This is a genomic window from Bradyrhizobium sp. LTSP857 (assembly GCF_000938285.1).
In the GTDB taxonomy this organism is placed as follows: Bacteria; Pseudomonadota; Alphaproteobacteria; order Rhizobiales; family Xanthobacteraceae; genus Bradyrhizobium.
In genome coordinates this window covers 404773-426283 of sequence record NZ_JYMS01000049.1, presented here as the reverse complement: position 1 = coordinate 426283, position 21511 = coordinate 404773, and the positions used below count along the sequence as shown (strand labels likewise).

Annotated in this window: 18 protein-coding genes and 1 pseudogene; 13 read left to right on the top strand and 6 right to left on the bottom strand. The window is 62.3% G+C overall.

The annotated features are described in order from the left end of the window. Positions 1-87 precede the first annotated feature (87 nt). From UP06_RS35360 to UP06_RS35335, 6 genes are all read left to right on the top strand, one after another. Positions 88-534, top strand: coding sequence for an Rrf2 family transcriptional regulator (locus tag UP06_RS35360; RefSeq protein ID WP_045008294.1), 447 nt, complete (start codon positions 88-90; stop codon positions 532-534). Between the two features lie 142 nt (positions 535-676). After that, entirely contained in the window at positions 677-1321 is a 645-nt protein-coding gene (locus UP06_RS35355) for an NADPH-dependent F420 reductase (RefSeq protein ID WP_045008293.1), read from the top strand. A 432-nt stretch (positions 1322-1753) separates the two neighbouring features. Continuing rightward, a complete protein-coding gene (locus UP06_RS35350) occupies positions 1754-3499 on the top strand; it encodes a CocE/NonD family hydrolase (protein ID WP_045008292.1) in 1746 nt (581 codons plus the stop codon). 28 nt (positions 3500-3527) lie between these two features. Beyond that, positions 3528-4316 (top strand): enoyl-CoA hydratase/isomerase family protein, encoded by a 789-nt coding sequence (locus UP06_RS35345; protein WP_045008291.1) that lies wholly within the window; start codon positions 3528-3530, stop codon positions 4314-4316. Between the two features lie 61 nt (positions 4317-4377). After that, entirely contained in the window at positions 4378-6057 is a 1680-nt protein-coding gene (locus UP06_RS35340; RefSeq protein ID WP_197087471.1) for an AMP-binding protein, read from the top strand. Positions 6058-6155: 98 nt separating this feature from the next. Further along, positions 6156-6848, top strand: coding sequence for a TetR/AcrR family transcriptional regulator (locus UP06_RS35335; protein WP_045008290.1), 693 nt, complete (start codon positions 6156-6158; stop codon positions 6846-6848). A 77-nt stretch (positions 6849-6925) separates the two neighbouring features. On the opposite strand, the gene UP06_RS35330 is transcribed toward UP06_RS35335, so the two are convergent. Genes UP06_RS35330 through UP06_RS35320 form a run of 3 tightly spaced genes read right to left on the bottom strand, consistent with a single transcriptional unit; the run spans position 6926 to position 11269 of the window. Beyond that, the gene (locus tag UP06_RS35330) at positions 6926-7870 is read right to left on the bottom strand and encodes an HlyD family secretion protein (protein WP_245305628.1); all 945 of its coding nucleotides are present in this window, start codon (positions 7868-7870) and stop codon (positions 6926-6928) included. A 13-nt stretch (positions 7871-7883) separates the two neighbouring features. Next, a complete protein-coding gene (locus UP06_RS35325) occupies positions 7884-10211 on the bottom strand; it encodes an ABC transporter permease (RefSeq protein WP_045008288.1) in 2328 nt (775 codons plus the stop codon). After that, a complete protein-coding gene (locus tag UP06_RS35320) occupies positions 10208-11269 on the bottom strand; it encodes an HlyD family secretion protein (protein WP_050032546.1) in 1062 nt (353 codons plus the stop codon). The genes UP06_RS35325 and UP06_RS35320 overlap by 4 nt, the downstream gene beginning before the upstream one ends. 325 nt (positions 11270-11594) lie before the next feature. Between UP06_RS35320 and UP06_RS35315 the strand changes: the two genes are divergently transcribed. The 6 genes from UP06_RS35315 to UP06_RS35290 all read left to right on the top strand — a co-directional run bounded on the left by UP06_RS35315 (position 11595) and on the right by UP06_RS35290 (position 17818). After that, positions 11595-12494 carry a DUF5050 domain-containing protein gene (locus UP06_RS35315; protein ID WP_045008287.1) on the top strand — a complete coding sequence of 300 codons (900 nt, stop codon included), beginning with the start codon at positions 11595-11597 and terminating at the stop codon, positions 12492-12494. 21 nt (positions 12495-12515) lie between these two features. Beyond that, on the top strand, positions 12516-13466 hold the full coding sequence (locus UP06_RS35310; protein ID WP_045008286.1) for a 3-hydroxyacyl-CoA dehydrogenase NAD-binding domain-containing protein: 951 nt from the start codon (positions 12516-12518) through the stop codon (positions 13464-13466). An 89-nt stretch (positions 13467-13555) separates the two neighbouring features. Next, entirely contained in the window at positions 13556-14776 is a 1221-nt protein-coding gene (locus tag UP06_RS35305; RefSeq protein WP_045008285.1) for an acyl-CoA dehydrogenase family protein, read from the top strand. Positions 14777-14830: 54 nt separating this feature from the next. Then, positions 14831-15682, top strand: coding sequence for an enoyl-CoA hydratase-related protein (locus tag UP06_RS35300; protein ID WP_082081841.1), 852 nt, complete (start codon positions 14831-14833; stop codon positions 15680-15682). Further along, positions 15576-16949 carry a CaiB/BaiF CoA transferase family protein gene (locus tag UP06_RS35295; RefSeq protein ID WP_245305627.1) on the top strand — a complete coding sequence of 458 codons (1374 nt, stop codon included), beginning with the start codon at positions 15576-15578 and terminating at the stop codon, positions 16947-16949. Before UP06_RS35300 ends, UP06_RS35295 begins: the two co-directional genes overlap by 107 nt. A gap of 83 nt (positions 16950-17032) precedes the next feature. Further along, on the top strand, positions 17033-17818 hold the full coding sequence (locus UP06_RS35290) for an enoyl-CoA hydratase (protein WP_045008283.1): 786 nt from the start codon (positions 17033-17035) through the stop codon (positions 17816-17818). A gap of 80 nt (positions 17819-17898) precedes the next feature. On the opposite strand, the gene UP06_RS35285 is transcribed toward UP06_RS35290, so the two are convergent. The 3 genes from UP06_RS35285 to UP06_RS35275 all read right to left on the bottom strand — a co-directional run bounded on the left by UP06_RS35285 (position 17899) and on the right by UP06_RS35275 (position 20216). Further along, complete coding sequence (locus UP06_RS35285; protein ID WP_045008282.1) at positions 17899-18348, bottom strand: hypothetical protein; 450 nt, start codon at positions 18346-18348, stop codon at positions 17899-17901. 54 nt (positions 18349-18402) lie between these two features. After that, on the bottom strand, positions 18403-19734 hold the full coding sequence (locus tag UP06_RS35280) for an NAD(P)/FAD-dependent oxidoreductase (protein WP_082081840.1): 1332 nt from the start codon (positions 19732-19734) through the stop codon (positions 18403-18405). A gap of 122 nt (positions 19735-19856) precedes the next feature. Continuing rightward, positions 19857-20216, bottom strand: a complete 360-nt coding sequence (locus UP06_RS35275) for a hypothetical protein (protein WP_045008281.1) — start codon at positions 20214-20216, stop codon at positions 19857-19859. A 290-nt stretch (positions 20217-20506) separates the two neighbouring features. Here UP06_RS35275 and UP06_RS35270 point away from each other — a divergent pair. Next, positions 20507-21510 (top strand): annotated as a pseudogene (locus UP06_RS35270) (heme o synthase). The last annotated feature ends 1 nt before the right edge of the window (position 21511 follow it).

Genomic DNA, 21511 nt, shown 5'->3' with positions numbered 1-21511 from the left:
CCGCAGGGGAGCGGCGAACTTCACGAGGGGTGCATTGACAGGTTCGAACATATGTAATAATGACGGTGACACACTTTTGGATACCCCATGCCAACGAGCACGCGTTTCGCCGTCGCAGTTCACACGCTTACCGCCCTCGCGGTGAGCGACGGCAAGCCGATGCGGTCGGAGGATCTGGCCTATTCCGTCAACACCAGCCCGGTCGTGATCCGGGGGCTGCTGTCGCGCCTGAGCGATGCGGGCCTGACCCGGTCCCAGCTCGGCACGGGCGGCGGGTCGCTCCTGGCGCGACCTGCGGCCAAAATCCGACTGCTGGACGTTTACGAGGCCGTCGAGGATGTCGAGCTGTTCTCGCTACACCGGACTCCGCCTTGCGAGAGCTGTGCAGTCGGGGGCAACATCCTGGAAGCGATGCAACCGACATTGACGCGGGCGCGCAAGGCGCTTGAGAACGAATTGGCAAAGGTCACGATCGCCGCTGTTGCAGCCGAGGTTGCGCGTCTCGGAAAGTTCAGCATACCGCTGGTGTGGTGAACCCCTTTTTTGAAGCTAAATGTCATCATGTCAACGACACACAGATATATCGTTCCGCTTCCATGCAGAACGTAACGGGATGGGCAGCATTGGGGCGCTGCCGTTCCATGGCAACTCGGCCCCATCAACAGGAAAAGACACAATGAGCATTGGCATTATCGGAGCGGGCGCCATCGGGTCCAACGTGGCCCGACTGCTGGCAAGGAGTCGGATTTCAGCGACGATCGCAAATAGCCGAGGTCCGGAATCGTTAGCGGCGCTCGTCGGGGAGCTTGGCCCTTCGATCAAGGCTGGCACGGCGAGGGAAGCCGCGAGCGCCGATATCGTGCTGGTGGCTCTACGTTGGGTTGATCTCGAAAAAGCGCTGGGCAGTCTGCCCGCCTGGAACGGACGTATCGTCATCGATGGCACCAATCCCGTCGCATTCCTCGAGCCGGACTCCCCCGACGCGAAGGACCCGAACAACCCGCTGGCTGCCTATGGTATCAAGGCGATCGAACTCGGCGGCAGGCATTCCAGCGAGGTATTCCGCGGATTCGTTCCTGGCGCGCGCGTGGTCAAGGCATTCAACCATCTCGATGCCAACGTCCTGTCAAAGCCGCCCGAATTAGGCGGACAGCGCACGCTGTTCTATTCGGGCGATGACACCGACGCGAAGGCTGAGGTTCGCAAGATCATCGAACAGACGGGCTGTTTTCCGGTCGACCTCGGCGTGCTCGATGTCGGCGGACCTCTGGCCTCGCTGCCATTCGGGTCGCTTGCCGCCATCAACCTGGTCAAGATCTGACCGTCGAAGCTGTCGTGCCAAGCCACGGGTACGGTCGATTGGCCTAGAGTTAGCGGGCACTCCAGGCCGATGGAGCTCGCTGCGCAAATCCCGCCTGCTGGCTGCCCTGCAAGACACTCAGAATCCGTCAGCAGCTCTAGCCAACGCTTTTCGCGCGCGACCGGACGTCGCGTATGTGAGCTGCCAATGGCGCCCGAGCGCGTGAAAGCCGCACGCGCCTAACCACCCCCACGGTTCGAAGACCCCGCCAGCGCCAATTGTCCTACCAGTAGGACAGGCTGTCCTACGAGCGGTTCAGAACGGCAGAAATTTATACTTTACGATCGTAAAGTAAAATGGCATGGTCCGTTCAGTTGGGTGGGTTGCGCTTCTCACCTTCCCGATGTCGTCAGACGCCGACCGAAAGCGTCGCAAAAAGACCGGGATGAAACGATGATCGAGGAACGGGACATTATTGTCGCCATGCGCGACGGCGTGCGGCTTGCTGTCGATGTCTATCGCCCCGATGCGGCAGGCCGGTACCCGGTGCTGTACGCGTCGGCGCTGCACAACAAGGACATTCAGGGCCCCGACATCGCGGATATATTGCCGCCCCAGCCGGCTCACGCGCCGCTCTGGTTCGGTCCGATCGAGGCGGGCGATACGCGGCGTTTCATCGCCAACGGCTATGTTCATGTGATCGCGCAGCCGAGAGGCTCGGCCAAATCGGAAGGGCACTACGGCCACGAGGACACGGACCATTACGATCTGATCGAATGGATCACGCAGCAGCCCTGGTCAAACGGCAAAGTCGGAATGGTCGGCATCTCCGGCTATGCCGGCGAACAATGGCGCGCCGCCGCGCAGGGACATCCGGCGCTGAAAGCGATCTTTCCCTACGATGCTTGTAGCGCGTATGGCGGCATGTTCGGATTCCGCGACTTCAATCCCGGTGGCGTCCTGCACGCTTTTCCTTATTTGCTCGACGTCTTCAGCACGGTGCATGAGTCGCGCGACCGGCCCGCGGAACTTCCCGCCGCGGAAGAAGACCTCTGGCGCCGGGCCATGCAGAACCCGGACTACAAACAATATATCAACCTCTTCAACATCCTGACCCAGAAGGGACAGCGCACCTTCATCATGTATCTCATGATGACGCATCCCTGGGAGATGGACGGAACGGTCGAGCGTTCGGAACAGCTTTTCAAGAAAATCAAGATACCGTTCTACACGGGCTCGGGCGCCTATGCCTACACCTACAAGCTCCATTGGCTCGGTGCGCAGCACTATTTCCAGAACGTCGACGCGCCAAAGAAACTGCTCTTCACCGGCCCCGCCCACCTCGAGCGGCCATTCCATCAATATCACGACGAGATCATCCGCTGGTACGATCACTGGCTGAAGGGTCTGGATACCGGCATCATGGACGAGCCGCCGGTGCGCTACTGGCTTATGGGAGCCAACGGGTGGCGAACCGGAACGGATTGGCCGCTGCCGGAGACCCAATGGACGAAGTACTATCTGTCCCACTGGGAGACCCTGTCGACCGAGCCGCCGCGACCTGCCTCGCAACTTGGCGCGGCGGCACGCGAGCCTGACGTCTTCACCCAAATGCCGGTGACGCGGACCACAAAGGTCGAGCGCCTGCGCTACATGACGGATCCCTTGCCGCATGACGTCACCGTCGCAGGCCCGATCACGTTGACGCTGTACGCATCGATCGATCAGGACGACACCAACTGGATCATCGCGCTCAAGGACGTTGGCCCGGACGTCTCGGTTCGGACCGCACGCGAGGGCGAGCGCGATGTTCCCTCAACACTGCCTGAGCGCGAGCTCACGCGCGGCTGGCTGAAGGCGTCCCACCGGGCCCTCGATGAGAAGCGTTCAAAGCCATGGGAGCCGTTCCACAAGCTCACGCAGGATGCGATCGCGCCGGTGACGCCGGGAGAGGTGGTCGAGTACAAGATACAGATCCTCGCGACCGCAAACCAGTTCAAGGCAGGTCACCGCATCTGCCTCGACATCACGTCCATGGATGTCCCGACCGGCACCGGAGCCATGACCAACGTCGAGTACATTCCGTACCACATTTGCAGCAGCAAGACCGTCACCCACAAAGTCTACCGGGACGCGGAGCGGCCTTCTCATCTGCTGCTGCCGATCGTTCCTGAACCCGCCGATGGGCATTCGGCCTGACGCCTGGCACATAGGAGGAATCGCGACCATGAAGACGATCCGATTTGAACGAAACGGCGCCATCGGACATATTGTCCTGGCCAATCCGCCCTTCAATCGCCTCGACTTACGCTTCGCGGAAAACCTGCGAGCGGCGGTGCTTGAAGCGAGTCAAAGCGACATTCGCGTGCTCGTGATCCGTTCGGAGGGGCCGCACTTCAGCTTCGGCGGCGAGGTGCGCGAATGGCCGGGGAAGGACGTCAACTGGTTCAGAACGTTCGTCGCGGACGTAAACGTTTCTTATCGCGCGATTGAAATGCTGAAGGTTCCGACCGTCGCAATCGTGCAGGGAGTAGCCTTCGGAGGCGGCTTTGAGCTTGCCTTGGCGTGCGATTTTCTCGTTGCGGCCGATAATGCGATCTTCCGCTGCGTGGAAGTCACGACAGCGATGCTCCCGATCGCCGGCGCCCTTCAGCGAATCGCGGAGCGCGCCGGCCGGGCCCGTGCATCGCGATTTGCGATGCTCGGCGAGCCGATATCGGGTCATGAAGCAGGAACGCTCGGAATCGCGACGCACGTGGTGCCTGAAGACCAACTTTCAGCGACCGCGACTGAGTTGACGCGGCAGCTTGCGACCGGGCCAACCCGATCGTATGCCGCGACGCGAACCCTGCTCAAGGCGTGGTCGAGCGGAGGGGTAGCTGCCGCCGACCTCATGATGCTCGACGTGGCCATGGAGCTCTACGGCGGTGCGGATGCGCAGCGCGGATTTGCAAATACGGCCGCAGCGTTCGACAAGGACATCGAACCTCCGGCGCTGATATTCGAAGGGAAGTAAAATCGACGGCCCGTAGCACAGTGCATGCAGGCCTGATAATCTGGACAGAGGTTGGTTGGAGGTGGTCGTGCAGCGGGAAAGTTATGTGCATGGCAACAGCGGTGCGCCGTTGATCGGGAAGACGATCGGCGCGCTTCTGGACGAGGTGGCTGCGATTGACGGGTCGCGGGAGGCGCTGGTCGTCGCGCACCAGAAAATCCGCTGGACCTATTCGGAGCTCAAGGCGCGCTCTGACGCATTCGCGTCCGGGCTCCTGGCGCTTGGCCTCGAGCCGGGGGACCGGGTCGGCATTTGGGCCCCAAACTGCGCCGAATGGACCGTCGCGCAGTTTGCGACGGCGAAGGCCGGCCTGATCCTGGTCAACATCAATCCTGCCTATCGCCTGGGCGAACTGGAACACGCCCTGCGCGCGGTGGGATGTCGCGCACTGATAACCGCGACCCGATTCAAGACAAGCGACTATATCGCGATGATTCGCGAGCTGGTCCCGGAATTGAAGGACGGAAGCGGTGAACTGATGAGTACACGGCTGCCGGAGCTGCGCTACGTTATTTCCATCGCGGGTAAACACGATGGTTGCCTCGCGTTCGACTGGGTCTCGGAGAGAGGCAAGCAGGTCGGTAACGGTCGGCTCGACGCGGTATCGTCGAATGTTCAGATGGACGATGCCGTCAATATCCAGTTCACCAGCGGCACCACGGGCCTGCCGAAAGGCGCCACGCTTTCGCACCACAATTTGATCAACAATGCCTTCTTCGTGGGAGAAGCGACCGGGATCGAGTCCGGTTCGCGCGTGTGCATTCCGGTGCCGTTGTATCATTGTTTTGGCATGGTGATGGGCAACCTCGGTTGCGTGACCCATGCGGCAACGATGGTCTATCCATCCGAGTCCTTTGATCCATTGAGGACGCTGGAGGCAGTCGAGGCAGAACGTTGCGACGTGCTCTACGGCGTACCCACGATGTTCATCGCCCAACTCAATCACCCTGAATTCGCACGGTTCGATTTGAGCTCGCTTCGGCGGGGCATCATGGCGGGAGCTCCGTGTCCTATCGAGGTCATGAAGGAAGTTGCTTCGACCATGCATATGAGCGAAATCACGATCGCCTATGGCATGACCGAAACCAGTCCCGTCAGCTTCCAGAGCAGCCGCGAGGATCCGCTCGAGCTGCGCGTCTCCACGGTCGGCAGGATACAGCCGCATCTCGAAGTCAAGATCGTGAATCGACAGGGCCAGGTCGTTCCGCGCGGTGAAGTCGGGGAGCTTTGCACGAGAGGCTACTCAGTCATGCTGGGTTACTGGAACGATGAGGCACGGACGAAAGATGCCATCGATTCGGCCGGCTGGATGCATACGGGCGACCTGGCGACGATCGATGAAGACGGATATTGCCGCATCGTCGGAAGGATCAAGGACATGGTCATCCGCGGCGGCGAGAACATCTATCCGCGTGAAGTTGAGGAATATCTATATCAGCACCCGGATATCCAGGACGTCCAGGTGTTCGGCGTTCCGGACACGAAATACGGCGAAGAGATCTGTGCGTGGATCATTGCAAAGGCCGGCGTCACCCTCGACGAGGAGGCTGTCCGCAAGTTTTGCCAGGATCGCATCTCGCACTACAAGATCCCCCGCCATATCCGGTTCGTCGAGAGCTTTCCGTCCACTGTGACCGGCAAGGTCCAGAAGTTCGCGATGCGTGAAGCGATGGTGCAGGAATTGGCCCGCGACCAAAGCTGACAGGGAATCGATTGCGCGGCCGGCTCGGCCGGGTTGACAAAGAGCGGATCAATGCTTTGCGTGTCGTTCGGTTGGGAACTATGTGAATCGAAGGCAAAATGGCAAAGCAGGCTGTCCGGCGAGAACGCCCGCGCAAGAGGGCCGAACAACAACGCTCGCTCGAGACGCGAACCTCGATTCTGGACGCCGCCATTGCCGAATTTGCGGCACGCGGATTTGAAGGAGCGAGCATTCGCGCGATTGCAGATCGTCTCGGCCTGCAACATCCGCTCATCACCTACCACTATCGCAGCAAGGATATCCTCTGGCGGGCCGCGGCCGAGCATGCCTTCGCGCAAATCAGGGCAGGGTGGGATAGTTCGGCGCCGGAAAACTCCGATCTGCCGCCGCTTGCCCGATTGCGCGAGGAATACGCCACCCTCTTTCGCTACACGGTCGCATTTCCCGAGTTTCATCGGTTCATGCGCCAGGAATCGCTTTCGAACAACCCACGGCTGAAGTGGGTAGCGGAAACGGTGCTCGCGCCGCTTCTCGGGCGATTGATTCCGCAGATCGTTGCAGCCCAGAAGCAGGGGCTCCTTCCCGCGGTCGATCCCGTTCTTTTCCACTATATGATGGTCAGTCTCACCACGACGCTATCGGGCTTTGGCCCTGAAATGCAGGCGACAAGCGGACGATCTGCCGAGGACGCGAAGGTTGTGGAAGCGTATTGGCGCCTGGTGGACGAAACGGTCTTCGGAACGAATCCGGGCGGGCGAAATGTTTCGGGCGGCGAAGCGCGCAAGCGCTGAATACAGGCAGGTCGGGTCTGTAGTAGCGGAAGACATAATTCTGGTTGCGAACACCGCGTTGCAAATGCCGGCTTTCGTTAGTTCTCGATCCAAACGGTCATGCCAGGTTCAACCCCTGCCAGGTCTCCCTTTGGGTCGAGGCGCAGACGAAGTGTGTTGCGGTCATGATCGCCGATGACCCGCTCGGCCTGCCAGGTGGCAAAGACTCCCAGCGGCCGCAACTCGGTGATGACGGCCCTGTTCGTGCTGTCGCTGCCGTTCCGCATCACGTTCGCCGTTTCTCCGATCGCGAGACCCCTGAGATGGTCCTCGCGCACATTGAACGAGAGCCATTGCCCGCCCGCCGCCTCGACCATCAGGATCGGCTGACCCGCGCGAACGTTTTCGCCGATCTCGGCGGCGATGACGCTGACCACGCCGTCGGCCGGCGCGCGCAACACCATCTTGTCGAGGCGGCGCTCGAGCACGGCGACCGCGGCGGCCGCGGCCTGCACCTGCGCGTCGGCGATCGCGCGCTCCTCCCGGGTCGGTCCCGCCACGGCCGCATCGTAGTTCGCCTGGGCCTCCGCGACGTCGGCACGTGCGCTTGCGACGTCGTTTTCGGCCTGGTCGAGCGACTGCTGCGATTCAAAGCTCTGGCGCGCCAGCGTGCTGGTTCTGGTGAGCTGGGCCTGCACATAGTCGAGGCGGGAGGTGGCCTTGGCGATGGCGGCTTTCAGCGAGTCGACCTGCTCGCGGCGAACGCCGGCATAGACATTGTTGCGGTTGGCGGTCACGGATGCGAGCGCCGCCCGCGCCTGGTCGGCCTGTGCCGTCAACTCCACCGCGGAGAGCCGTGCCAGAATATCGCCCGCGTGCACGTGGGCGCCTTTTTCGACCGCGATCGACTGGAGTTGGCCGGCCACCTCCGGCTCCACCCTGACTTCGGTCGTGCGTACGACACCGACGATTGCGGGCGGCGAAGCGGAACGACGCGCAGAATAGGTCAGGGCTCCGGCAATGAGCACGAGCGGGACCGCCACTATGGCGGCAAACCTAGCCTTGTGCATGTCGCTGTCCTCTCTTGACGACAAATGCCGAGATCACCGCGAGCGCGAAATAGACCAGCGCCAGACACCAGAGGCCGAGCCAGTCATGCGCAACCTCCCAGATGCCGGCGCCGAGCTGATTGACGCGGACGAGGCCGTCGATTGCGGAATCGGCGGGGAATATCCGACCGAACGCAAGGGCCACGTCGGGGATCGCTTCACGCGGCCATGCAAAGCCGGCCATGAAGAACTGTGGCAGGCTGGTCGCCAGCAGAAGGATGGTCGCGTTCTCCGGTCGCGTGAACCAGGCCCCGACGGCCTGTCCCATAAAACTCGTCGCCAGCAGGAAGATGGTCGCGAGCGCAAAGATCTGCGGCAGATGGCCGAGCGTCGAGAAGCCGTAGATCCGCGGCAGCACGATGAGATACAGCGCGACCGCCGGCAGGTAGATGGTCAGATGCGCGACGCCGCGGCCGAGCACCCCGGCGAACGCGCCGCCGCCGCCCGCCAGCGCAGAGCCGGTCAGCATCGCCGCGCCGATCAACAGAGTTTGCTGGAGGATCAGCACGAACGCCGCCGGAACGACATAGCTCGCATAGCCGCCGACCGGGTTGAAGATCGGTTGCAGCAGAACGTCGGCGGGGCTCGAGCTCGCGAGCTTCGCCTTGACCAGGCTCCCGTCCGAGCGTCCGCCGCGCGACACGAGCTCCGACGTCAGGGCTCCGACGGCGGTGGCCACGCCGCTTGCGGTCGACCTGAACATGAACAGGTAGGCAGCGTCGGCGTAGACCGGGATGTGTGCGGTAATACCCTTGAGCACGTCGCGCTCGGTGCCGGCCGGGATCTCGACGGCGGCAAAGGCGTGCCCGCGATTGACGGCGTCGCGCGCGTCCGCGAGCGTGCGCGCGCGAACCACAACGCTCAATGCGCCGCTCGCATCCAGCGTCTCGACGACCCGGCGGCTGAGATCGCTGAGATCATTGTCGACGACCGCGATGGGCAGCTTGCGAAGGATCTGGTTCAGGTAGGGTTGCGGATAGTAGATGCCGTAAACCAGCGGCGCCAGGAACAGCACGCTGAAAGCGCTCCGCGTTCCGAGCACGCGCCGCCACTCTGCGGTGAAGGCGCCGCCGATGCCGTGCGGTGCCGGCCCGGCCACTGGCTGATCGTCGGGCCGCACCGACTCGAACCAGCCCTTGCGCGTGAGGCTCGCCATGCGCAGCAAAGCGAGAGCTGCAAACAGCAGGGCCAGTCCCGCGAGCGCGGCGAAGGGAATGGCGGAGTCCGAGACTGGCAGCCCGCGCGCAGCTTGTCCGAGCAAAACGGCCATGTACCAGCGGAGCGGCAGGATCGCGCCCCAGGCTTGCGCAAACGTGTTCATGCCGATCGTGGGAAAGCCGACGCCCGCATAGCCGAAGGCGGGGGATGCAACGAGGCCGGCAAGCCCGAGTCCGGTCGCGAGGTCGCGAACCAGAAGCTGGAACAGGGCGCCCAGCGATAGATAGGCGATGATCAGGAGGGAGCCGGCGGCGACCATCAACGGCAGGTCTCCCTTGAAGGGAACCTCCAGCACACCCTCCAGGACCAGCGGCTCGGCCAGCATGATCAGGAGGAAGATGCAAAACAGCGGCGCGAGCTTGCCCACAAGCGCTGTGACCGGATCGCCTCCGGCGCTTGCGAGCCAGGCCCGCGCGTCGCGACGGCGGAACTCGGAGCCGACCGAATAGCCCGCGGCGAGCGTGATCACCACATGGATGATAGTCGGCAGCAGCGCGCGCAGCAGGAACTGCGCATAGTTTTTCTGCGGATTGACCAGCGCGATGGTCTCCGTGGAGAACGTTCCGATCGATGCGGCTGCAGCCGGAGCGCGCCTCGCAGGGGCGGCCACGGCCGCCGCGGCAGAAAGCCCGTCGCTTAGACCTGAGGACACGATGCCGGCCGCCGTCAAAAACTGCTGATTATAGAAGCCGACGACCTGCGGGCGGCGTTGCGCCTTCAGGTCGCGCTCGAAGTCCGGCGGAATGTGAATGGCCGAGATCGCCTTGCCCGAGCGTATGTCCTGCACCGCCGTGGACAACGTCCCGGAGCGGTCGACGATTCTGAGGCTCGGCGATGCCGCGACGTATTCCACCAGCGCACGCGAGGCGTCCGATTTGTCCTCGTCGACAACAGTCACGCCGAGCCCGCGGATGACCGGATGGCTGAAGACCGTGGTGAGCACCACGAACGCAAACAGCGGCACCCCGAAGATCAGGAGCAGCGCCACACGATCATGAAGCAGCCAGCGGCACTCGCGCCGTACGACCAGCCAAAATCCGGGCTTTGCCGGCTTCATTGCCGTGACCGCCAATCGAGATAGGCGCTCATTCCCGGTCGCAGCTCGGGCACCGGCTGCACCGGATAAGCGCGGATCGAGAACGTCCGCAGATCGAAATCGCCGGAGGCACGCGTGGCCCGCCAGCTCGCATATTCGCCCTTGGTTGCGATGAGCTTGACCTCGACCGTGACGGAGCGGTCGCCGAGTGCCGGAATGCGGACATCGAAGCGATCGCCGACCTTCAGGCCTTTGACGAGATCCTCGCGAAGATCGAAATGAACCCAGAGGTCGGCCAGATTGATCAAGGTGACGAGTGGGACGCCCGGCGATACGTATTCGCCAGGCTCCACGTTGCGCTGGTAGACCTGCGAGGCGACAGGCGCATAGACCACGAGCTGATCGATGATCGATTGGACGCTCTGGATGTCGGCACTGGCCTTTTCGACGTTGGTCCCGGCAATGGCATGCTCTTCCTTGGTGTAGCCGTTGACCGCCTGCTCATAGGCCGATTTGGCCTGATCGACCGCGCGCTCGCTTTCGTGCAGCGCGTCCGTCGCCTGGTCGAGGCGGGCCTGCGGCGCGTTGCCTTGATCAGTCAGGGTATGCGTGCGGTCAAATGTCTTTTGCGCCAGGACCAAAGCCGCCTGTGCCCGCTCCATTTCCGCCTTGCGTGCGGCGATGACCTCCGCGCGCGTTCCGACCAGCACGTTGGCGAGCTGCGCGTCCGCAACGGCCTTGGCCGCCTTCATCTGCTCGTGCTTGGCCAGCGTTTCGGGATTGTCGATCTGGACGAGCACCGCGCCCGCGGCGACGTTCTGACCGCGTTCGACAGGAATCTTGCCGACCCGTCCATCCACGCGCGCCGCGATATCGAGCCGCGTTGCATCGACCTCGCCCTGGACGAGCAGCGGTTCCGGCCGCAACAGATAGAAGACGGAAAGCCCGACGACGACAGCCGCAACGACACCGACGATAATGGAAGGCGTCCGTGTCGAGTTGCGCACGACTTTCGCCTGTCCGTCACCCGGTGCGTCGGGCGTGCTTTGAATGTCCTTGTCAGAGCTCGGCACGTCCATGCCTGACTCCCTTTCTCTTGGCCGGATAGTCATTGACTATATTTGGTTGCCAGGCCCTGTCCAATCGCGATGTGCTGATTTTTTCGAGCCGCGACACCGACGATGTGGCCTGTCCATCGCCCGCGCTTGAAGGTTTGCTGCCCGACTTGTTGAAAGCTGCTGCTCTCGCATCGCTCGTTGTCCCGATGCCCACGGAGGGGGCGCAAGGAATCAAGCAGCAGACCCATTCCAGCGGTGACATTCCTGTCCAAGATGAATGGCGGCGATCTCGTCATAGTCGCGTCACCTGACCCGGTTCGCGGTCGGGCCAGGATACAGGTGCGACATGCCAGAAGCCGTCACGAAATCAAATCTCAAAGTTCCTCGTCTGTTCGTCCTCGAACTGAATGCGGGCTGCATTCACGCCATGAACACGGATGGCGCCGAACGCACGACCATTGTGACCGGCTGCCACCTTCCGGACGGCATCGTTGTGGATGTCGAAGCTGGCCACATCTATTGGACCAACATGGGCATCCCGAGCCTGGACGACGGGTCCATCGAGCGCGCCGACATCGACGGCAAGAACCGCAAGACAATCGTGCCACAGGGACACACCCACACACCGAAACAGATCATCCTCGATAAGAAGGGGAGCAAGCTCTACTGGTGCGATCGCGAAGGCATGCGCCTCATGCGCTGTAACCTCGACGGATCGCGGCTGGAGACGCTGATCGAGTCGGGGCACGGCGATGCCGACAGCAAGGACCAGACGCGATGGTGCGTCGGGCTGGCGATCGACCAGAAATTCGGACGCATCTACTGGACGCAAAAGGGCCCCGACAATGCCGGGCTCGGCCGCATCTTTCGCGCCAATGTCGAAATACCCGCCGGCCAGACCGCAGCCACCAGATCCGACATCGAGATCTTCTATGACGGTCTGCCGGAGCCGATCGATCTGGAGATCGATCACAAGAATCGGATTCTTTACTGGACCGACCGAGGCGACCCCCCGCGCGGCAACACGGTCAACCGGGCTTCGATCGACAACAAGCCCGCCGAGTCCGAGATCGTAGTGACTCACCTCATGGAGGGGATCGGTATCGCGCTCGACGTCCCGAACGATCGCATGTTCGTGACGGATTTTGCCGGCTCGATCTACTCCGCACGGCTCGATGGATCCGGCGAACGAAATTTCCTCTTCGCCCAGGGCAATCTCACCGGCATCGCCTACGCCGAGATCTAACAGACGCATCGGAGAAATGACATGACCGACACCAAGCCCATTCGCCGCATCGCCATCATCGGCACCGGCGTGATCGGCGCGAGCTGGAGCTCGCTGTTTCTCGCCAAGGGACTTCAGGTCGTCGCGACCGATATCGCGCCGAACGCAGAAGCCGCGCTGAGGAAGTTCGTCGAGACAGCCTGGCCTGCGCTCGAGCGACTGGGCCTCTCGCCCGGAGCGTCGCAGTCGAATCTCAAGTTCACGCCCGACATCGCGCAGGCACTCGCCGGCGCCGACCTCGTCCAGGAAAACGGGCCCGAGCGGATCGAATTCAAGCAGAAGCTCTATGGCCAGCTCGACGAGCTGTTGCCGCCCGACGTGATCATCGCATCGAGCTCGTCGGGACTCACCATGAGCGAGATCCAGAAGGGGGCCGCGTCCCATCCCGAGCGCTGCGTCATCGCCCATCCGTTCAATCCGCCCCACTTGATTCCGCTGACGGAGATCGTCGGCGGGGCAAAGACCTCGGAAGCCACGATCCGGCGCGCCGCAGAATTCTACACGTCGATCGGGCAACGGACGGTGCGCCTCAACAAGGAAATGCCGGGCCATGTCGCCAACCGTCTCCAGGCGGCGCTGAGCCGCGAGGTCTATTATCTTGTCGCCGAGGGTGTCGTGAGCGCCGCCGACGTCGACACCGCCCTGAGCTGGGGGCCGGGCCTGCGCTGGGGCGTCATGGGCAGCCTGATGCTGAACCACCTCGGCGGCGGTCCGGGCGGCATCGAGCACTTCTTCCAGCAGTTCACCGGCCCGATGACGGCCTGGTGGAAGACCCTCGGCTCGCCGGTGCTGACGCCGGACGTGCAAAAAAAGCTCATCGACAGCGTACATGCCGAGGCCGGATCACGCACCATCGAGGAGTTGGAGGCGGAGCGCGACGAAGTTCTGCTCGGCTTGATCGAGCTACGCAAGAAAGCTGCCAAGCTGAGCTGACGTAGTCGGCGGCGCCGACGAGATCAATCACTGGTTCAAACCGTCCTTCACTTTTCCGGCTTCCGAGCCGTAGCGAGGAGAGATCGCAAATGCCCACCGCAACCCCAGCAGGCAAGACTGCCGCGCCGAAGCCGGCGCCCGCACCCAACGGCGACTTCTATCAGCTGGTCGACCTTCTCACTGCTGACGAGAGAGCGTTGGTCAAGAAGGTGCGGACCTACATGGAGACCAAGGTCCAGCCGGTCATCAACAAGTACTGGTCCGATGACGCGTTTCCGTTCGAGCTGCTGCCGTCGTTCAAGGAGCTCGGCCTCGGGGGGCTCGGCTTCGAAGGTTACGGCTGCGCGGGCGGCAGCCAGAAGCTGTTCGGCTTCGTCGCCATGGAGCTCGCACGCACCGACGCATCGTTCTGCACGTTCTTCGGCGTGCATAGCGGCCTCGCCATGGGCTCGATCTATCTCGATGGCTCCGAGGAGCAGAAGCAGAAATGGCTGCCGGCGATGGCGCGCTGGGAAAAGATCGGCTGTTTCGGCCTCACCGAGCCGCTGGTCGGTTCCGGAACGAGCGGCGGTCTGACAACGACCGCCAAGCGGGAAGGCGATACCTGGATTATCAATGGACAGAAGCGGTGGATCGGCAATGCGCCATGGTGCGACATCTCCATCATCTGGGCGCGCGACCTTGCCGACAATCAGGTCAAGGGATTCATCGTCGAGAACAAGTCGACGCCCGGTTTCAGCGTCGAGAAGATCGAGCACAAGATTGCACTCAAGGTGGTCCAGAATGGCCAGATCACGCTGAAGGACGTGCGGGTGCCCGAAGCGAACCGCCTCCAGAGCGGCAATTCGTTCCGCGATACCGCCCGTGTGCTGCGGATGACGCGGTACATGGTGGGCTGGGCGTCGACCGGCATCCAGATGGGCGCGTACGAAGCAACGCTTAAATATGCCCAGGAGCGCCAGCAATTCGGCAAGCCAATTGCTTCGTTCCAGCTAATTCAGGATCTGCTCGCGAAGATGCTTGGCAATCTGACCGCGTGTCAGTGCCTGATGCTCCGCCTCGCGCAGCTCGATGACGAAGGCAAGCTTGGCGACCATCACGCGGCGCTGGCGAAGGCGTTCTGCACCTCGAAATCACGCGAGACGGTGTCATGGGGCCGCGAGGTGCTGGGTGGCAACGGCATCGTCGCCGACTACAACGTCGCGCGTTTCTTCGCCGATGCTGAGGCGTTGTACTCCTACGAAGGCACCTATCAGATGCAGAATCTGATCGTGGGCAAGGCCATCACCGGCCACGGCGCTTTCCTCTGACCTCTTAGCGGCGCCGGCGCTCCAGCGCCGGCTGCCTATCCAGGAGACATGACTATGGTTTCAGGAACTGCACCGTTCACTCCTTCGCCTGCAACGGCACCAAGCTCCGCCCCCAGAGCGGCGCTGGCCCTTGCGAACGTCCAGTACGAGAAGAAGGGGGCGATCGCCTACGTCACGGTCAATCGGCCCAAGGTGCTCAACGCGCTCAATACGCCGACCTGGACCGATCTGCACGCCGCATTCGAGGACGCAAAGGCGGACGCGTCCGTGCGCGGTGTGATCCTCACCGGCGCGGGCGACAAGGCGTTCATCGCCGGCGCCGATATCAGTGAACTCGCGCATGTCGACGCCTACGACGCCGAGGAATCCAGCCGGTTCGGGCAGGGGGTGCTGGACCTCGTCGAAAATCTCGGCAAGCCGGTGATCGCGGCGATCAACGGCTTCGCGCTCGGCGGCGGCTGCGAGACCGCGATGGCCTGCACCATCAGAATCGCCGTGGAGCACGCCAAATTCGGTCAACCCGAGGTCAAGCTGGGCCTGTTGCCCGGCGGTGGCGGAACGCAGCGCCTGCCGCGCCTGGTGGGAAAGGGCCGGGCGTTGCAGCTGATCCTTACGGGCGAGACGATTTCTGCCCAGGAAGCCTATCGCATCGGCCTCGTCAACGAGGTCGTTGCTGCGGCTAGCCTGATTGAGCGAGCCGAGGCGATCCTGAAGCAGATCGCGGCCAACGCGCCGATCGCCGTGAAGTTCTCACTGGAAGCCGCCAACAAGGGGATGGAGACGAGCCAAGGCGAAGGCCTTGCGCTGGAAGCCTCCTACTTCGGTATCTGCGCCGCCACCGAAGACAAGAAGGAAGGCACTGCCGCCTTCCTCGAGAAACGTACGCCGCAGTTTCGCGGACGCTGAAGCAAGGCCGCCCTCTACGAGGGATCTGGAAAGGACACCCATGGCAAACGACAACATTTTCTCCGGACTGAAGGTGGTGGACCTCGCGAGCTTCATCGCTGGCCCCAGCGCCGCCGTGATCTTGTCCGATTTCGGCGCCGACGTGATCAAGGTCGAGCCGCCGAGCGGCGAGCTGTGGCGACATGCGAACCATCTCCCGCCGCAGCCGGTCGCTGACGATGCTTATCCCTGGCATCTGGCCAATCGCAACAAGCGTGGCATGGCGCTTGATCTGAAATCTCCAGACGCGCATCAGGTTCTCGAGAAGCTCGTCAAATGGGCCGACGTTCTCATCGTCAATACGCCGCATCCGGCACGCAAGAAATTGAAGCTCGAATATGAAGATGTGGTGGGGTGGAACCCGCGGCTGATCTACGCGGACCTCACCGGCTTCGGCGACAAGGGACCGGATGCAAATCTCCCCGGCTTCGACATCACGTCGTATTGGGCCCGCAGTGGGTTGCTGTCGATGACGCGCGATGCGGGTGCGCCGCCGACCTGGCCGGTGGCGGGCAGCGGCGACAACGCGACCGCGGTCGGGCTCTATTCAGCGATCGTCACCGCCCTGTATCGTCGCGAGCGCACGGGGGAGGGCGCGCATGTCACGACCTCGCTGCTCGCCGAGGGCGTGTGGTCCGCCAGCGTCTCGATCCAGGCAGCACTTTGCGATGCGAAATTCTTCGGGCTGCATGATCGTATGCACCCCGCAAATGCGGCCATGAACGTGTATCGCGCCAAGGATGATACCTGGTTCGTCCTCATCATCACTCAGGACAAAGTGGAGGCTGTGGCGAAAGCGATCGGCCGGCCCGATCTTTTGACCGATCCGCGTTTCTCCGACCCGGCCAAGCTGATGGCGAACATGACCGAGCTCACGGCAATTCTGGATCAGACCTTCTGTTCCGAGCCGATGTCACATTGGTACGAGGTGTTCAGCGGTGTCCACGTGACGTTCGGAGCGGTGCGCGGGCCGCAGGAGGTGATCAACGACCCACAGCTCCGGGCAAACGACATCATCGTTCCGCTCGAGGGTGCCGGCGGCAAGCTGACGTCCACGATCTCCAGCCCGCTTCAGGTGCATGGTGTCGTCAAGGTGCCCGCAAAACGCGCGCCGAAGATCGGAGAACACAACGACGAGGTCCTTCGGCAGCTGGGATTTAGCGGGGCCGAAATCGATGGCTTGCGTGCGAGCGGTACCATTCCGAAGACAAAGGAACACGCGGCCTAGCGCAACGACGCGGTCGGGGCGGCGCAGGCCGCCGCGATCCTGCGCGTGCAGTGAAACTCTCCAAAGGGACCAGGAGTTCGACAATGGATGAGATCGTGACCGAAAGTGCCGGAGGCATCCTGCGCATCCAGTTGAACCGTCCGACAAAGCGGAACGCGATGACGTTGGCCATGTACGTGGCTCTCGCAGAGATATTCAACGCGGCGGCGAATGACGAGAGCACACGTGTCGTCCTCTGGCATGGCGCGGGAGATTCGTTCTGCGCCGGCAACGATATCGAGGATTTTCTGAAGAATCCGCCGGGGCCGGGAGAATCGCCACAGGCCCGGCTGATGGACGCGCTGATCAACTTCGACAAGCCGTTGATTGCCGCAGTCCACGGCGCCGCCATCGGCGGCGGCACCACCATGCTGACGCATTGCGATTTCATCTACGCGGGCGAGAGCACAAAATTCCAGATGCCCTTCATCAATCTGGCCGTCGTGCCGGAGTTCGGATCGAGCTGCTCCGTGCCGGCGCGGATCGGTCACATCCGCGCCGCCGAGCTGATCTTGTTGGGAACTCCGTTTGATGCCAAGCGCGCGGTCGAGTTGGGTCTGGCGACCGAAGTCGTCCCCGATAACGATCTCCGGGCGAAAGCAACTGACACGGCTCGGAAATTGGCAGCGAAGCCGGCCGCAGCACTCCAGGCCAGCAAGAGGCTTATGAAGCAGCCATTTCGCGAGCAGATCAAGGCCGCGATGAAGGCCGAGAACGAAGAGTTCAGCGCGCAGGTCCGCTCAGACGACGCAAGAGAGGCGTTCACGGCGTTCGTGGAGAAGCGCAAGCCCGACTTCACGCGAAACATCAAGTCCCAAGCGACTGCATGACCATGGAAAAGCGGAGACGATCCGATCGCCTTGCGGCAGGAGCGCGCTGAAGTCGCAGCGTGACGCTCAAAAATGGACTGTCAAAAATGGACTGGTCGCATCTGCTCGAATTCGTCACGACACGCGTGGCTGAAGCCAAGCAACAGATCGATCGTGCCATCGATGGCCATTTCGCGCAGTTGGACGAAGCTTTTGTCCGGCTCCAGATAGGTATCCAGGATTTTTCGGGCGACGTCTTCGGCTTGCCGAACCACCAGATTTGAAGATACCGCCCGCATTGCGCTCAATTTGGCATAAAGGCTGACCAGGTTCGGAATGTCGGCCTTGTCGTGCTGGAGCGCATCAATGTAACATTTGGCGGCGTCTTCGATGAATTCCCTGTAAAGAGTCTGCCGGTTGGTCTCCTCGTGGAGAATCCACTGGGCGCGGACCTGGCTTCGTTGGCTCCGCCAATTCGCAATTCCGCTCGTCAAGCCGCCGACGGCCGCCCCGGTGAGGGCGGCGAGCGCGGAGATGATGGAGGCGTCCACAGATACAGTCCTCAACCAATTGCCGGAAATGATGACGACCGGTCCCAAGCACGGCTATGACGCGGGCGACCGCGGCCCTTCGGAAATCAGCCGTGAGCTCCGTTGCCCCGACAGATACGACCAGAGCCACTGCGTCTGGACTCGAAACCTGTTCTGAAGTTGCGGCAGCGCCAGCACGTGCAGCGCGGCCCATATCAGCCAGGTCACAAAGCCGCTGCTGCGCAAACGGCCGGACTCGAGGATGGCGAAGTTCTTGCCGACCACCGCCATGTTGCCCTTGTTGCGGTACCGAAACGGGCGACCGTCCTCGTGCCCCCGGACACGGTTGGCGATGACATGCCCGACAAATCGTCCCTGCTGAATGGCTGCCTGCGCCACTCCGGGAACGGGGTGGCCATCCTGGGTCATCGAGGCGGCATCTCCCGCTACAAAGACGTTGGGCGCCTCGGGTATGTCCAGAAAGGCGCCGACGAACGCACGCCCGGCGCGGTCTGTCTGCGTCCCGAGCAGTTTCACGACGGGCGAGGCGCTGACGCCTGCCGTCCAAAGCACGGTGGCGCTGGGAATGCGGACGCCGGCCGCAATCACGCCCTGGTCGTCGACCTTCTCGACCTTGACGCCCGTCGACACCTCAACGCCGAGTTTCGCAAGCCTCTTGGCCGCCTTTTGCGACAGCGGCTCTGCGAAGGTCGGCAGAATACGAGTGCCGCCATCCACCAGAACAATTCGGCTCTTGGCCGGATCTATCTTGCGGAAATTGTTGCGCAGGGTCACCGAGACCAGTTGAGCGATCGAGGCGGCAAGCTCGACGCCGGTCGGGCCGGCGCCCACCAAAACGAAAGTCATTTGGCGAGTGCGTTCCTTCTCGTCATCGGTCGCTTCCGCCAATTCGAACGCACTCAGGATCCTGGTCCGGATCGTTTCGGCGTCGCTGAGGCTCTTGAGGCCCGGTGCGAACTGCGCGAACTCGTCGTGACCGAAATAACTCGGACGCATTCCGGTTGCGATGACCAGGAAATCGTACGCGAGCTTTCGACTGCCAGCCTTCGGGCAAACGGCATCGAGCGTGCGAGCTCCCATGTTGATGGCCTTGACCTCCGCCAGCAAGACACTGAGGTTTTTCTGTTTCGCCTCAAGCTGCCGGATCGGCGCCGCTATCTCGGATGGGGCCAGGACAGCGGTGGCGACCTGGTAAAGCAGCGGCTGAAAGATATGATGATTGCGCCGGTCGACCAGCGTGATGTCGACGTCGGCCCGCTTCAGCGCCCGCGCCGCCGCAATCCCGGCAAAGCCACCGCCGACAATCAAGACATGTTTTTTGCCCGGCGCCGCCTGTGTCGACGACTGCCTTTCCTGCGGGAACGATTTGGTGAGAACTGTCGTCATGGGGTGTACCGACTCTTGAGGGCCAGCCGACCCGTCAGGATAGATACAGCGGAGCTGTGGGCCATTCTTGGATGGCGCTGCGGCGCATTGAACGGCCGTGCCTCATCATGTTTTAAGAACGGTCAATTGCGCTGTGCGGTCCAGTAGCCAGAGCATCGCTCACTTCCCGTGTGACCGCTCCATCTGCCGCCGCCCGTGGTCGCCGTAAGCCTGCCCGTGCCGGACGCGAATTTCTCGTGAACCGTCACTGACGCTCGAACCGAACCGGATCTCGCAACATAGCCTCTGAATTTCACCAGATTGGGGTGGGTCACGATGCCGTCGGAAATATTGACGGTGAAGTTGTAGCTGGGATCGCACGCGCCCCTTTGCGTCACGAAGACGAGATCCCAGGAACCATCATAGGCGGATCGCGCCTGCGCGGCCGGTGCCGCGGCCATGAAACAGGCGGTTGCGATCATCGAGAGCGACGACGTCTTCATCGATAGGTCCTCCAAGCCGCGTTGCGGGTATCCGAACGATGATCTGCATTAGAAAAAAGCCGGCGCAGGGCGCTTGTTGAAACGTGCTCAAATTGTCCTGAATCGTGCGATCGCAACGTGTGTTGTCAGGCTGGAATTCACCCGCAGGCAATTTTGAGCATGATTGGCCCCAATCGAGCAGCCGCGTTCAATCGCCGCCGAGGGCGCGAATGCATATTGCCTGCACGCATTGACAGTCGTTCGAGCAGAACATGCGAGGCAACTCTGTTGAGAGAATCCGGAGCAGCGAAATGAACGTCAAATCCATTGCTGGCTCGCTTCGGGAAAGGCGATACCGCTCCCTACCATTATCGCACTCCGCTTGCTCGCTGGCCGGTGAATGGAGCGTGTCCGACTTCGTCGCGCTGACAAAGCCACGCGTCATGAGTCTTGCCGTCTTCACCGCGCTCGTCGGAATGAGCATCGCTCCGGTTCGACCTGATGTGACGGCCACGCTTGCCGCGGTCTTTGCCATCGCCGTCGGGGCAGGGCCGCCGGCGTCCTCAACATGTGGTACGACGCCGATATCGATGCCGTCATGACCCGCACCGCGATGCGGCCAATTCCAAGGGGAAATGTCTCCCGGTTCGCAGCGCTTGTCTTTGGTCTCGTTCTGGGCGTGCTCGCGGTGGCGGGTCTCGCGTTGGCGACGAACTTGACAGCAGCCGCGTTGTTGGCCGGCACGATCCTTTTTTATACCGTCGTGTACACGGCTTGGCTGAAGCGAACGACGCCACAGAACATCGTCATCGGCGGCGCCGCAGGCGCGCTTCCACCAATGATCGGATGGGCCGCGGCGACCGGAGCAATCGGGTTCGAGCCGCTTGCACTGTTCCTCATTATCTTTCTTTGGACGCCGCCGCATTTCTGGGCGCTGGCGCTCAATCGCACCGACGACTACGCGCGTGCAGGCGTGCCGATGCTGCCGGTTGTCGCAGGACGCGCCGCAACAACGCGTCAGATCCTGATCTACAGCGGCCTTCTGGCTCTCGCCTCGGAGCTGCCCTGGGCGATAGGGTTTGCAGGCACGATGTATAGCGTGATCGCCGCCATCGGCGGGGCGATCTTCCTTCTGCTCGCGGCCCGCCTGAACCGAAGTGTCGAGACCGATCGCCGCGCCGCCCAACGACTGTTTGTATTCTCCATCGCCTATTTGTTCGTGCTGTTCGCGGCTCTCCTGACCGACCATCGAGGTGAACAATTGTCATTCATGCGCGCGTCGCAGAATGGCGCCGTCAACTTCAGCGAGGCCTGAC